The sequence below is a fragment of the Vibrio sp. SCSIO 43133 genome (genome assembly GCF_023716845.1).
Classification (GTDB): Bacteria; Pseudomonadota; Gammaproteobacteria; order Enterobacterales; family Vibrionaceae; genus Vibrio; species Vibrio mediterranei.
Map to the genome: position 1 here is coordinate 130803 of NZ_CP068025.1, position 13684 is coordinate 144486.

The window sequence follows — 13684 nt, forward strand, 5'->3', positions numbered from 1 at the left end:
CTTGTTGGCTGTTTATCTTAGAGGCAATTGTGTTCTTTCCCAAAGTCGTGTTTGTTCTGGTTACGTTGATACTGTTTACGAACAGTGCTGTGGCCATTGAGCGCGGCCCCGATACTCTTATAATCTCGAATTCGAAAGCATGGAAACCATACTCTTATCTTGATGAAAACAATCAACCAGCAGGCATCCTCATTGACTACTGGCGCGCTTACGGGGTTGAAAACGGTGTTGAAGTACAGTTTAGGTTGGTTGATTGGCAATCGTCGCTAGATCTAGTCAAAACCAATCAAGCCGATGTTCATGCGGGGTTACTGTGGTCTAAAACGCGCGCTAATTACCTTGAGTATGGTAGTGAAATATTTGAAATCGACACCCAACTTTATTTTCATAGTAGTTTGCAGTCTTTTAATGTTAATTCGTTCTTGATGGGAGGACACAATTATAAGGTAGGCGTAGTTTCTGGAAGCTATGAAGTTGAGTTTTTACAGACCAACTACCCGAATGTTGAATTAACCTTGTTCGATAATAATTCCAAGTTATTGCAAGCGGCTTTTTCTCACCAGATACGTGCTTTTGTCGCTGATCTTCAGGTTGCGAATTACTATCTATATACGTCGTCGAACACAAGTGAATTTATCGGTGTCAAACATCTTTATTCCGGAGCATTGTATTTTGCTGTGGCCAAGAACAAAGCAGCAATGCTTGATGTTTTGATCCCTAATTTCAGTAAAATCAGTGTTGATGAACGCCAGCGTATACTCAGCCGATGGATGCATATAGAGACTGTTTATCCAGAACATCTATTACCAATAATTGGCATTATGATCATACTCGGTGTGTTTATTTATATACTCTTGCTACGCTATACCGTAAATACTAGAACCAATGAACTGGCCAACGCTAATAGAGAATTAAAGGTGCTGTCTGAAACCGATGCATTAACCGGTTTAAGTAATCGCCGCTATTTTTTAGAAAAACTCGAGAAGTATCGACATACTGGTGGTTATCTTGCGATCATCGTTATCGATATTGATGATTTTAAGAAAATCAACGATACATTTGGCCATGTTCAAGGTGACAAAGTGATCAAGTCTGTTGCGAACTCTATACGGTCGTTACTCAAAAGTGATTGTGTCATCGCGCGTATTGGTGGCGAGGAATTTGCGTTGGTCTATGTATATCAAGGATTTGAATATTCTTATCAACTGTCACAAAATATCTGTCGCTCTATCAGAGAGTTAGACGTTAAGGATATCTGCTGTCAACCAGTTACAGTGAGTGTTGGCTGTGCGGTGTACGAAGATGCGTCGGAGTGTGAGACACTATATGAAGCTGATAGACTTATGTATGTTGCTAAAAAGCAGGGGAAAAACCGCGCTGTGGTAGAGCTAATATCCTCACAGGCTAAGAGAATGTCCACGATAGACAAGTGATGACACCTCTTTTACGAATAGATGTCGAAGTAAATGAATCAAAAAACCAACCTCAATCTTCTCTATACCCTAGAAGTGTTGTTAGCTGAGAAGCACGTGAGTCGCGCGGCTGAAAGGCTTAACTTGACTCAATCCGCCGTAAGCCGTCAGCTTAGTCAATTGCGCGATATCTATCACGATCCTTTGTTGGTAAGAAACGGCAACCATTATGTTTTGACCCCGCGTGCTGAGCGATTAGGAGCGGAGCTTGAAGACTTATTCCAAAACATTACCAAGGTGTTAGGACAAGCGGACTTTGATCCACTACTGTTCGATCAAACGTTCACGTTTTCTTCTTCTGACTATGTGGCTCAATATATACTTCCGGAGCTCGTTGAGCTGTTGTCGTCTTTGGCTCCAACGATGCAGTTTGCCTACCGATTATGGGAACCAGACAACCTAGCTAAACTCAGTGAAATCGATGTTCAATTGGCATCCACTATGTTGCCAGAAGCACCTTTAGGTTTGAGTTCTCAACAAATAGGGGAGGATATTCCAGTCATCGTGACTCGCAAGAACCACCCATTATCTGGTACTAAAACAATTACAGAGCAGGAATTGGGCGCGTATCCACACATTCGAATCTCGGGTGGTGGAGATAAGGATAGTTTCCTTGATAGAGAAATGAAGGTGCGGAGCTTAAAGCGAAGAATTCTAGTTTCAACGCCTTTTTTCTCTTCAGCCTTTGCGCTATTGCAACAAACAGACGCATTGTTGACCGTCCCACTCCATATCGCGGTGAATCTCAAAAAGACCCAAAAATTACATGTTATTGATATTCCGTTTACTGTACCTACTCATAAGTATTGGCTGATATGGCACCCTAAATATGACCATGAGCCCGCGCACATTTGGACTAGAGAGCATGTGTTGTCCATCATGCGCAGTTCGATGTATTCGGTTAGGTAACCTAGTAGGTGAATAGTACTTATATGATGGTTATGATCTGATTTCATTGCGATGATGAGAAATGGTGATTTCAAATCATAATGTTGCGGTGATAAAGTGGCTCCAGTTATTTGAGGAGCTGTTATGACTTTTACTGTTTGGTTATCTTTAGTTGCAATCTGTCTTCTTGGGGCGATGTCCCCAGGCCCTAGTCTCGCTATTGTCGCAAAACACAGTTTAGCTGGGGGAAGGAATCATGGACTGGCAACAGCATGGGCACATGCATGCGGAATTGGAGTTTATGCACTGGTAACGGTTCTTGGTTTGTCGGTGTTGCTGCATCAATTCCCGATTGTTTTTAAAACAATATCATTGCTCGGCGCACTCTATCTTGCGTGGCTAGGATTCAATGCTATTCGTTCAAAAGGTGGAATTGTCGAGCGCCTTGAGTCGGGCAAACAGGTATCGGTAGCATCAGCGGCAAAGGAAGGGTTGTTCATCTCACTTTTGAGCCCGAAAATCGCATTATTCTTTACTGCACTATTTAGCCAGTTTGTAGCGATAGGAAGTGAAGTCTCAGATAAAGCTATTATTGTCGCGACACCTCTGATTATCGATGGCCTTTGGTACACACTCATTACCTTTATGTTGTCATCGCCAAGGTTGTTAGATTCATTGAAGTCGAAAGCGAAAATTATTGACCAGTTGTCGGGTGTTGTCTTAATACTCTTGGCTGTTCGCGTCGTTTATACTTTGTGATTCTAAGATTCGAGCCATACTAAGATAGTAGAATCATTAGCTTGAGAGATGCCATTTAACTTCTTACACTTAGGAAATAACGGACTATCTTGAGACTGTATTTTGAAATTAAAAAAGCTATTGATTCTCTGCTCCTTAGTGATCGGCCTTACTGGTTGTCTTCATAGTGCTTCAGAGGAACCTAGACCAAGTGTGTTTACATTGGAGAATGTTGACCGCTTAGTGAATGAAGACATTCTTCAGCCAGAGCAACTCGATCCTGATGAGAAAGACTATAAATACGTAGCTGGAGCTACTGACCTGAATAACGATGGCAATGATGAATTGCTTGTTCTTATGCAGGATCCTTATTTTTGTGGTTCTGGCGGTTGCACGGCCTACCTATTCTCTTCATCGGGTGACGTAATTACCAGAATGACGGTGACACGAAAGCCTATTCTCGTTTCAGACCGAACAACAAATGGTTGGAAAGACTTTTACGTTTGGAGTAATGGTTCACTGAGAACGATGAGCTTTGATGGACAAGCCTATCCGACAAATCCTTCTGTTGCACCCGAGTACAGTCGAGAGCGTGAGAAACAAACAGCAGAGCAAACTCTTGAGGTTCAAGAGATTGTGGTTCAAGACGGCTATGGTATCGCTATGGTCGAAGAGCTTCCCATTTTCTACCCTGCTCATAGTTACCAATTTACTTTTAGACATTATGGTGACCCGGAAAACTTATACCTGTTTAAAATCAACATGGTGACGGGTGAGTCTGAGCTAGAAACGCTACCAATCCCAAAAGAGAAGGATAGCACTCAAAAGTAACCATTCTCACTAATGAGATAGGGTTTGCATCGCATTCATCGACACTATGTCCTAGTCTGATTATGTTAGTAAAAGCTAAAGGACTAGCAGATGCAACGACAAGTTCTGCCAAAAGAGGTCGTGATTAAACAAGTAGTACTATCTGCTCTTGTTATGATTGCGCCTGCTTTTGCGGAGCATAGCAGTAATACCGTTCACCTATACAATTGGGAAGCCTACCTCTCTCCAACGGTCAAAAATGACCTTAAATCAAAGCATAACGTTGCCATTGAAGAGTTCTTCTTTTCTGACGAAGCGGTGCGTGATGAACTGCTCCTTAGTGAAAGAGGGCGAACCATTGATTTGGTCGTCGTTGAAAGTGTACGTTTACAGATGTTAGCGAAACAGGGAGCTATACAAAATATAAGCTCTATTCAAAATCAAATAGCCGATAGATTTGAAAAACGTTGGTTGGAGGCGTGTGGCGAATATGGCATCCCTTACTCATGGGGAACCAGTGGTATTTTGTACCGTAGTGACAAGATCCAAAATCCTGTGACATCTTGGGCATCATTGTTGATGCCTGACAAAGCTCTTCAAAATAAGATCTCCATGTACTATCACCCTATCGATCTTATTGGTGCAGCGATGCTGTTTCTTAAACATGACCCTTTTTCAGATGATGAGGAAAAGCTTCAACATGCCTACCAACTGCTGGAGCAGCAGCGACCTTTTTTAAGCTCTACGCAGTATATTTTAGAAGCGATCCAAGAGCCGAAAAAGCTTGATAATGTTTACATGGCATTTGGCTTTTCTGGTGATGACTATGTGTTAAACCAATTGAGCAATTCTGACGAAGTTCAGTGGAAATATGTGGTTCCTGAAGAAGGTACTGTGGTATGGCTTGAATGCCTTGCTGTTCCCGCAGGTAAACCTGTGAGCAAAGCAACGAGCGAAGCTATCGATTACTTATCTTCTCCTGAGGTCGCAGCTTTGAATGCCGAAGAATCTTGGTTTTCGTCGCCTAACCTCAACGTAACTCCCTACCTGAGTCAAGAGTACCTAAACGACCCCATCATCAATCCAGCACCTGATTTAATCGAGCGTAGTTATATCTATCGGCCAGTCAGCGATATTGGTCTGCGGTTAAGACAGCGGATAGTAGAAGATTTGAGGTGACGATGAAGTTATTGCAGAGGTTGCACCTGGCATTGATACCAACAATCGGCGTGATTACTCTCGGCGCAGGAGCTTTGCTCTATCAGTGGCAACTCGATGAATATAAGAAACTTGAACGTTCCAAGTGGATTGCAAATGTAGAAGCGGCTCTAAAAGCGACCAGATTCGAAATAAAAGGTATAGAGGCCTTAGGTTATGAGATATCGGGCAGTACGCAATTTCTGCGTCACATCCAAGACACAGGCGAGCTCAGTAGCCGAAACTTCCTTGAATCACATATCAATTATGTACTAAGTCGAGACCATAGTCGGCAAGAGAGCAACACTGCAATCTATGTACTAGATGAAATGTTTACCATGACAGCCGCCTCTTCCAAGTCGAATCCATTCAGTGCTCGTTCTTTGCCTGACGACCTTTACCAGCATGTCTTTGACTCTCACGTTAAAGTTTCTCTTGGGGAACCTTTTGATCAGTCGGGAAATATCTATCAATCTTTAATAGGGGAGGTGAGATACAGCTCTACAGGAGCTTATGACCCTACATTACCTCCTGATGATAAATATGTGGTAACTAGATCAGATCGCAGTTTATTAATTGTTGATGGCAGTCTTTTAGAAATTAACGCTTTGTTTAGCGAAGCATCTCAGTATCCTTACATTAGCTTGGAGTTTAGCAAGGGTGCCTTAGAAGATAATAGTAGTTCCAACATTGTGGTTACAGAGTTGGGTAGTGAATTTATCGATGGCAACGTTATACGTATTGCTGGGTCTGGGTTAGTCGTCGATTTGAATATCCTTGACTCTCATTACGCGTCGATCAAAAAGGAACTTGTCATAGAAGTATTCGGGTATTTGGTTCTGGTAATGCTCGTACTATTGGTTGTAATTCATTTCAATATACGCCGTCGAATACTCTATCCAATTGATGCTTTGCTGTCAGAAATTCATAAAGGTGGCTTGGAACTGAGGTATTTCAAAAGAGCTAAAGGAACCGATGAAGTATCAGTGTTAAAAAACGCCTATATAGATAGTTTGAGTAAGGTGAAATTTGAAGCGGAGTTTGATGGTCTTACTCGTCTTGCTAATCGTAGGTCATTTATTCACTTTGTAGAGCAGCGTATTGCTAGTTATTCGACTAGAACGACTTATATTGTTGCATGGGACATCATAGACTTCAGGCGAATCAATGACCTTCATGGAGCAAAAATAGCAGACCAAGTGTTGAAGAATCTTGCGAGAGAAATAGAGGTGTTTGTTGGACATTATCAAGAAGATAGGGGAACAGCGACCAGTGATTATTCAGTTTGCCGCTATGGTAGTAACACATTCTGTGTACTTATAGATGCAAATGATGAAAACCAGGTGAAGTCACAAATTGTTAATAGTGAGAAGACGCTCAAGCGGGCGGGACTACTTGATGCTCTACCCATTAATTTAGACCTCGCAATGGCTATTTTCCCGTTGTGTCGTAAAGACCAAGCAAACTTATGGCAAAAAGGGCTAGAAGTGGCCTTGAATAAAGCTAAGCAAATCAAAAACCAACGCTCTCTAGTACTATTTGACGACCAACTTTTGGAGGATTTATCCCGTATTGATGATATAGAAAGAGTACTGCTGAAATGCACCCAAACGCATGGTTTTGAGCTACGTTACATGCCTCTTATAGACTCAAAAACAATGGAGATCGCCAGTCTTGAAGTGTTAGTCCGATGTCCAGTGCTACAAGCAAAAGGTATTGGACCAGATGAGTTTATCCCTGTGGCAGAAAAGGCGAATATCATAGGCATTATTGATAGTTGGGTCATTGAAAACTCGCTGAAAGATTTACAGAAAATGGAAACGGATTGCGGCTATACCGGAAGTCTCTCGATTAACATTTCCGCATTGGAGCTCTACAATAATGAGTTTATTGAGCATATATGTAGCCTCTGTAGTCGTTACGGTGTCAAACATCATAAAGTTACTCTAGAAGTAACAGAGACCAGTTATGTCCGAAGTACACAGGATACGGTCGCTATTATTTCAGGACTTAGAGAGTTAGGCTTTAAAGTGTCACTGGATGACTTTGGAACAGGGTATGCTTCAATCAATCAATTGCTGCATTACCCTGTTGATGAACTGAAAATTGATAAGAGCTTCGTTGACCGAATTAGTGGCGAAGTGAATCAGGAGCGCATGCTTAACTCAATTATAGCGCTAGGTCACAACTGTCACGCTAAAGTAGTTGGGGAAGGCGTCGAAAATGCCAATCAATACCGCTATCTGACTGAAATTGGCTGTGATTACTTACAAGGCTACTTCTTTAGTAAACCGCTTGGTTATTCCGAGTTCTGTGAATTCTATAAGATCGGCCGACATGAAACGCTTTCTGCCAAGGTGACCAGCATCAAAGTAGCTGACCACAAATTTTAAACGTTAAGTGGATAGCGCTTTGCGTGATAGCTGCGTCAGTGTCTCAGTTAGGCTGCTTCGTTTAAGGTTAACCTCTTGCGATAGGGAAACATCGAGTACCAACTCCATATCACTCAATTCGATAGTTTTTGACAGTTCTTCTTTAATTCTCTGAACTAGCTTATCGGAAATTAATGAACCTTCTGCCTTGCCGAGAATAATGAATTGGGCACCACTATAGCGATAAAGCAGTAAATCATCGGTTAGAAAACCAGTCACCCTTTGCGCTGCGGTTTTGATGATGACATCGCCATAGTCGATGCCGTATTTTTGATTCACTTCAGCAACATTTTGCACTCTGATTGATAGCAAATTGTAGTGAGGTGCAGTGAGGTTTGCTTTAATGTCAGTTGTAAGAGCAACTCGATTCAACAAGCGTGTGAGTGGATCTCTTCGTTGAATGGTCTGCCGCATTTTGGTTTCAATCCAGAAAATCACCGAAATAACGATGAATAATACGATTAACGCCACTGTACTTACCTTCTGAAGTACTAATAAGCGTTCTATTAAAGTGCGACTTTTCTCGCTCAGAGGGCTCTCTATTTGGAATTTATTATTAATAAAATGAATGACTTCATTAAAGTTAAGTTTAATGCGTTGGTTGAGTGCAGTTTGAAGTTCCGGCTTTTCCTGTAGCAGTTTTAAGGATCGCTCAAGAGCTTTGAATTTGTCGAACTGAGCGATGAAGAAGTCATGATAGTTAGCCTGCTTTATGAAGTTAGCGGATTCTTTGCTGTTCAAGATAATGTCAAAACGACTCCAAGTGAGGTCATAAGAGAGCCAAATCTTCTCTGTATCGAGCGGTGTAATATGGGTTTGAGTGATGAAGTTTGAATATTCTTTGACGAGTTGCAGTATGAACCAGGTTGCCTCATTTTTGCGTTCAGATAGGTCCTCGTTAATATGGTTAATACGATCGATGGTAATCACGTTCACTGCCAAAACGCAGGAAGTGATAATGATCAGAATGAGCTTCGCCAGATTGATAGGAAACTGACGAATAGCGCGCGTATTTAACATCTCAGTAGCTGACTTCTTTTAATTGCCAGATCATCATAGCGTGATAGTCGGTTGTATTAATCTCTGGAAATTGAGAAATAGGAAATATCACCCAAAAAGGCCCTTTATCTCTGACAGACATTTTTCCCCCATTTTTACGATTGGCAACAATAGGGTTGTATGCTTGAATATCTTTGAGACTAATCGTGACTTTATAATCATTCAGTGCGACAAAGGTAACCATGTCAGGCACTTGCGCGTTTGCCTGCGAAAAAAGCTCAATAAGCGAAACACCGGTAAAATGATTTTCTCCTTCTAACCAAGGTAATTCAGTCTTGATACTGGTTTGTGGCATATTCGCCAAATCTTCGTCTGTGTATGTCTTGAAAGTGACACCTTCGCTCTTGATGGTTAGATCAGAGGCGAAAGTTAGGGAAGAGAAGAGCGCACATAATACAATCGTACTCTTGAGCATAATGAAGTTCCTTTTCGTTGCCACATTCATAGTTTAGGAAGCGTGTTTGCGTAATCAACGTAGGAGGTGTTTCATATATGAGACAGGGACAAAATGAAATCGAGGAACTATTTGATAGTAAAGCGAACCATTCTTGAAGCGTTTTGTTGAAAGTAGATAGATAACTAGAACAAAAAAGCCGAGCATTTATGCTCGGCTTAGTCGTCTAGGTTTTGGAACTGAGTTTTAAGCGAGAAGATCGTTAGCAGTAGTTACGACATTCTCAGTCGTAAAGCCAAACATCTTAAATAGCTCGCCTGCAGGTGCAGATTCACCGAATGTTGTCATACCGATGATCTTGCCACCAAAACCAACATACTTGTACCAGAAGTCAGCAATACCCGCTTCAATAGCGATTCTTGCTGTCACATCTGAAGGAAGTACAGACTCGCGATACGCTTCGTCTTGTTTATCAAATACGTCTGTTGCTGGCATTGAAACAACACGTACTTGCTTTCCTGCTTCAGTCAATTGTTGAGCGGCACTGACGGCTAACTCAACTTCAGAGCCTGTTGCAATCAGGATTAACTCAGGCTTGCCTTCGCAATCTTTGAGCACGTAAGCTCCTTTTGCGATATCAGCAACTTGCTGAGTGCTACGTTCTTGTTGAGCTAGGTTTTGACGAGAGAAAATTAGTGACGTTGGACCGTCTTTACGCTCGATGGCGAATTTCCAAGCAACTGCTGACTCAACTTGGTCACATGGACGCCACGTACTCATGTTTGGTGTTAAGCGTAATGATGCCATCTGTTCAACTGGTTGGTGTGTTGGGCCATCTTCACCCAGACCAATAGAATCGTGAGTATAAACTTGGATGTTTTGCACTTTCATCAGTGCAGCCATACGCATTGCGTTACGAGCGTATTCCATGAACATCAAGAACGTTGCCCCGTAAGGAACAAAGCCGCCATGTAGTGCGATGCCGTTCATGATCGCAGTCATACCAAACTCACGTACACCATAGTGGATGTAATTCCCAGATGCGTCATCAGCTGTTAGCGACTTAGAACCTGACCACATGGTTAGGTTTGACGGTGCTAGGTCAGCAGAACCACCTAGGAATTCTGGTAGCATTGCACCAAAAGCTTCAAGTGCATTTTGTGATGCTTTACGTGATGCAATATTTGCTGGATTCGCTTGAAGGTCGGCGATAATTTGACTTGCTTTTTCTTCCCATTGAGCCGGAAGCTCACCGCTTACGCGACGTTTGAATTCTGCGGCTAGCTCTGGGTAAGCTGCTTCATACGCTGCAAGTTTTTCGTTCCACGCTGCTTCCTTAGCCGCGCCCGCTTCCTTCGCATCCCACTCTGCGTAGACTTCTGTCGGAATTTCAAAAGGACCGTACTCCCAGCCTAGTTGCTTACGTGTTGCCGCGATCTCTTCTGCGCCTAGTGGTGCACCGTGGCAGTCATGAGAGCCAGATTTGTTTGGAGAGCCAAAACCGATGATGGTTTTAGTACAAATAAGAGTAGGGCGAGGGTCTGCTTTCGCTGCGATAATTGCCGCGTTGATCGCTTCTGAATCGTGACCGTCTACTGCTGGGATAACGTGCCAGCCATACGCTTCAAAACGTTTTGGAGTATCGTCAGAGAACCAACCTTCCACTTCACCATCAATAGAGATGCCGTTGTCATCCCAGAAAGCGATTAGCTTACCAAGGCCTAGTGTACCCGCGAGAGAACACGCTTCATGAGAAATGCCTTCCATCAAGCAGCCATCACCCATAAACGCATAGGTAAAGTGGTCAACGATGTCATGACCTTCTTTGTTGAATTGTGCTGCAAGTGTCTTTTCAGCTAGCGCCATGCCCACAGCGTTAGTGATACCTTGGCCTAGAGGACCAGTGGTTGTCTCAATGCCTGGTGCATAGCCATACTCTGGATGCCCTGGTGTTTTTGAGTGCAGTTGACGGAAGTTTTTAAGGTCGTCAATAGAAAGCTCGTAACCTGCAAGGTGAAGTAGAGAGTAAATTAGCATTGAACCGTGACCGTTAGACAGTACAAAACGGTCGCGGTCCGCCCACTCAGGGTTTGACGGGTTGTGGTTTAAGTGAGAACGCCAAAGAACTTCAGCGATGTCAGCCATGCCCATCGGAGCACCTGGGTGGCCAGAGTTAGCTTGTTGAACACCGTCCATGCTTAATGCACGGATAGCGTTTGCTAGGTTTTTATGATCCATAATAAACACCGAATAAATTTGATATTGGAGAGGGGAAATTAAAAGGGGAACGCAAACGTTCCCCTTTTATTAATCGTGTGGATTAAAGCTTAGCTTCAATCATTGCTTCTAGTTTACCTTGGTCTACTGCGAAGTTGCGAATGCCTTCAGCCAGTTTCTCTACTGCCATTGGGTCTTGGTTATGATCCCATAGGAACTCGGCATGAGTCATCGCTGCTGGGCGTTCTTTAGAACCTTTTGAGTCAACAAGCTTCTCTACTACTTCACCTTCAGCTGCCTCTAGTTCAGCCAGAAGTTGTGGAGCGATAGTCAGACGATCACAGCCTGCTAGCTCAAGAATCTCACCGATATTACGGAAGCTTGCACCCATGACAACGGTGTTGTAACCGTGGTCTTTGTAGTAGTTGTAGATGCTTGATACTGAGATAACGCCTGGGTCTTCTGATGCTTCGAAGTCACGGCCTTCTTTCGCCTTGTACCAGTCCATAATACGACCTACGAAAGGTGAAATTAGATAAACACCAGCTTCCGCACATGCGCGAGCTTGAGCGAATGAGAATAGTAACGTTAGGTTACAGTTGATGCCTTCTTTTTCTAGAATCTCAGCCGCACGAATACCTTCCCATGTAGAAGCCAGTTTGATTAGGATACGGTCATTGGCGATGCCTGCATCATTGTACATTTTGATAAGTTGACGCGCTTTAGCAACGCTACCTTCAGTATCGTAAGAAAGACGAGCATCCACTTCAGTGGAGATACGACCTGGGATAGTTTTAAGAATTTCTTTACCGATGTTAACCGCTAACATGTCACAAGTGTCTTGAACTTGTTGTGCTTTATCGTCGCTTTGAGTTTTAGCGTATTCAATCGCTTGGTCGATAAGCGGTGCGTAATCAGCGATTTGTGCTGCTTTCAAAATCAGAGATGGGTTAGTTGTTGCGTCCTCTGGTTGGTACTTACGAATTGCTTCGATATCACCAGTGTCCGCTACTACAGTAGTCAATTTGCGAAGTTGCTCTAATTTGTTGCTCATCGGTACGTTCCTATTCTTGAGGGCATAAATTTGTGAGGAATGGCCTCATACTACAAATGTTATGTTACGAGCCAAAGTTTCAACTTTACGTAGGATTAGCTCGTAAACCTTTTCCGTGTTAGTGAACAAATATGCGTGAACATATGTATCACTTCTGAGTAAATGTTGAACCCATATTTACCCTATGCAGAAATAATGTCAATCAAATACTGGTCTGAAAAGTAGTATTCATAAGGTTATTTTAGTTTTTTGATAACGCAAGCGTACTTCAATGTCGATTCCATGTTTTATAAGGTCTGTGGGCTGCTTTTTCTGCTGAAATCTTGACCTGAGAAAATGTAATGGTATTGAGCGAATGCTTAGTTCTGTTTATGATTGAGCATATGTATAAGGTGTGAACTAATGAGCGCCACTATTTTTCCCGATTAGGTAAGTGATAATGAAAAGTGAAATTAGCGAAACTGGCAATGACTTGCTGACAGAAATTGCTGTCGCCTATTACCAAGATGGTGCAACACAAGAGGAGATCTCTAAGAAGTTTGGTGTGTCGCGCGCAAAAATCGGTCGTCTTCTCAAGCAAGCAAGAGATGAAGGAATTGTCGAAATCACAGTCAAATACCACCCGGTATATAGTGCTAAGATCGAACAGCGTCTGATTGAACGTTTTGGAGTTAAGCGAGCGCTCATTGCATTGGACCAAGCTGATGAAGAAGCACAGCGTATGCAAGTGGGAGGGCTAGTCTCAAACTACTTAGCACAGACACTAAAAGGTGGAACTGTGGTGACAGTAGGACAAGGCAGAAACGTTTCGGCTGTAGCTCATCATATGGGGGTTATTACTCCTAGAGACTGTAAGTTTGTTTGTGGGATTGGGGGAATTCATCCACGTGGGGGACGCTTTAATGCCGACCATATTTGTCGTCAGTTGGCGAAAAAATACGGTGGTAGTTCTGAAACCTTATATGCACCGGCATACGCTGAAAATAAAGATCAAAAGCTAGCGTTTATGCAAAATGCTACGGTCAAACAGACTCTAGATTTAGCGCGTAAAGCCGATATGGCTATCGTAGGTGTCGGTGATATGAGTGAGAACAGTTACATGGTTGATTTGGGATGGTTTACCGCTGACGAAGTTGTTCAATCGAGATTGAATCAAGGAGTAGTTGGTGATTTTGCTGGTTATGATTTCTTCGATATCCAGGGGCAAGCCGCCAATACAGTGATGAGTGATCGAGTGATTGGCTTGGGGCTTGAAGAGTTTCGTATGATATCAGAGGTGATTGCGATCGCTTCTGAAAATAGCAAACCAATGGCGTTACTCGGAGCATTGCGTACTGGCGTAATCGATGTGGTTGCAACCAGTGTAAGTAATGCTTTAACGGTGCTGAACCTTGATGAGCAAATGAAGAATTTACCGAGCTAA

At 42.8% G+C, this 13684-nt stretch carries 11 protein-coding genes; 7 read left to right on the top strand and 4 right to left on the bottom strand.

What is annotated here, in order from left to right:
• The first annotated feature begins 29 nt into the window (after positions 1-29).
• The 6 genes from JKJ11_RS17405 to JKJ11_RS17430 all read left to right on the top strand — a co-directional run bounded on the left by JKJ11_RS17405 (position 30) and on the right by JKJ11_RS17430 (position 7498).
• Positions 30-1433, top strand: coding sequence for a sensor domain-containing diguanylate cyclase (locus tag JKJ11_RS17405; protein ID WP_006070558.1), 1404 nt, complete (start codon positions 30-32; stop codon positions 1431-1433).
• Between the two features lie 33 nt (positions 1434-1466).
• Positions 1467-2381 carry a LysR family transcriptional regulator gene (locus tag JKJ11_RS17410; protein ID WP_252039626.1) on the top strand — a complete coding sequence of 305 codons (915 nt, stop codon included), beginning with the start codon at positions 1467-1469 and terminating at the stop codon, positions 2379-2381.
• 123 nt (positions 2382-2504) lie between these two features.
• Positions 2505-3119 carry a LysE family translocator gene (locus JKJ11_RS17415; protein ID WP_006070556.1) on the top strand — a complete coding sequence of 205 codons (615 nt, stop codon included), beginning with the start codon at positions 2505-2507 and terminating at the stop codon, positions 3117-3119.
• A 102-nt stretch (positions 3120-3221) separates the two neighbouring features.
• The gene (locus JKJ11_RS17420; protein ID WP_038222075.1) at positions 3222-3929 is read left to right on the top strand and encodes a COG3650 family protein; all 708 of its coding nucleotides are present in this window, start codon (positions 3222-3224) and stop codon (positions 3927-3929) included.
• 90 nt (positions 3930-4019) lie between these two features.
• Positions 4020-5087 carry an ABC transporter substrate-binding protein gene (locus JKJ11_RS17425; RefSeq protein WP_006070554.1) on the top strand — a complete coding sequence of 356 codons (1068 nt, stop codon included), beginning with the start codon at positions 4020-4022 and terminating at the stop codon, positions 5085-5087.
• A 2-nt stretch (positions 5088-5089) separates the two neighbouring features.
• Positions 5090-7498 carry a bifunctional diguanylate cyclase/phosphodiesterase gene (locus JKJ11_RS17430; protein WP_252039627.1) on the top strand — a complete coding sequence of 803 codons (2409 nt, stop codon included), beginning with the start codon at positions 5090-5092 and terminating at the stop codon, positions 7496-7498.
• Between the two features lie 3 nt (positions 7499-7501).
• Here JKJ11_RS17430 and JKJ11_RS17435 read toward each other — a convergent pair whose 3' ends face one another.
• From JKJ11_RS17435 to tal, 4 genes are all read right to left on the bottom strand, one after another.
• Positions 7502-8557, bottom strand: coding sequence for a GGDEF domain-containing protein (locus JKJ11_RS17435; RefSeq protein WP_124941896.1), 1056 nt, complete (start codon positions 8555-8557; stop codon positions 7502-7504).
• Between the two features lies 1 nt (position 8558).
• Positions 8559-9011: a putative pterin-binding protein gene (locus tag JKJ11_RS17440; RefSeq protein ID WP_006070551.1), complete on the bottom strand. Its 453-nt coding sequence runs from the start codon at positions 9009-9011 to the stop codon at positions 8559-8561.
• A 225-nt stretch (positions 9012-9236) separates the two neighbouring features.
• On the bottom strand, positions 9237-11228 hold the full coding sequence (gene tkt / locus JKJ11_RS17445; RefSeq protein ID WP_252039628.1) for a transketolase: 1992 nt from the start codon (positions 11226-11228) through the stop codon (positions 9237-9239).
• Positions 11229-11310: 82 nt separating this feature from the next.
• A complete protein-coding gene (gene tal / locus JKJ11_RS17450) occupies positions 11311-12261 on the bottom strand; it encodes a transaldolase (protein ID WP_006070549.1) in 951 nt (316 codons plus the stop codon).
• A gap of 439 nt (positions 12262-12700) precedes the next feature.
• Here tal and JKJ11_RS17455 point away from each other — a divergent pair, with 439 nt between their 5' ends.
• Positions 12701-13684, top strand: a complete 984-nt coding sequence (locus JKJ11_RS17455; protein ID WP_006070548.1) for a sugar-binding transcriptional regulator — start codon at positions 12701-12703, stop codon at positions 13682-13684.

Coding starts and splice junctions, on each gene's coding strand:
- JKJ11_RS17425 (WP_006070554.1), top strand. CDS start 4,020: ATGCAACGACAAGTTCTGCCAAAAGAGGTCGTGATTAAACAAGTAGTA.
- tal (WP_006070549.1), bottom strand. CDS start 12,261: ATGAGCAACAAATTAGAGCAACTTCGCAAATTGACTACTGTAGTAGCG.
- tkt (WP_252039628.1), bottom strand. CDS start 11,228: ATGGATCATAAAAACCTAGCAAACGCTATCCGTGCATTAAGCATGGAC.
- JKJ11_RS17440 (WP_006070551.1), bottom strand. CDS start 9,011: ATGCTCAAGAGTACGATTGTATTATGTGCGCTCTTCTCTTCCCTAACT.
- JKJ11_RS17435 (WP_124941896.1), bottom strand. CDS start 8,557: ATGTTAAATACGCGCGCTATTCGTCAGTTTCCTATCAATCTGGCGAAG.
- JKJ11_RS17410 (WP_252039626.1), top strand. CDS start 1,467: ATGAATCAAAAAACCAACCTCAATCTTCTCTATACCCTAGAAGTGTTG.
- JKJ11_RS17415 (WP_006070556.1), top strand. CDS start 2,505: ATGACTTTTACTGTTTGGTTATCTTTAGTTGCAATCTGTCTTCTTGGG.
- JKJ11_RS17455 (WP_006070548.1), top strand. CDS start 12,701: ATGAAAAGTGAAATTAGCGAAACTGGCAATGACTTGCTGACAGAAATT.
- JKJ11_RS17430 (WP_252039627.1), top strand. CDS start 5,090: ATGAAGTTATTGCAGAGGTTGCACCTGGCATTGATACCAACAATCGGC.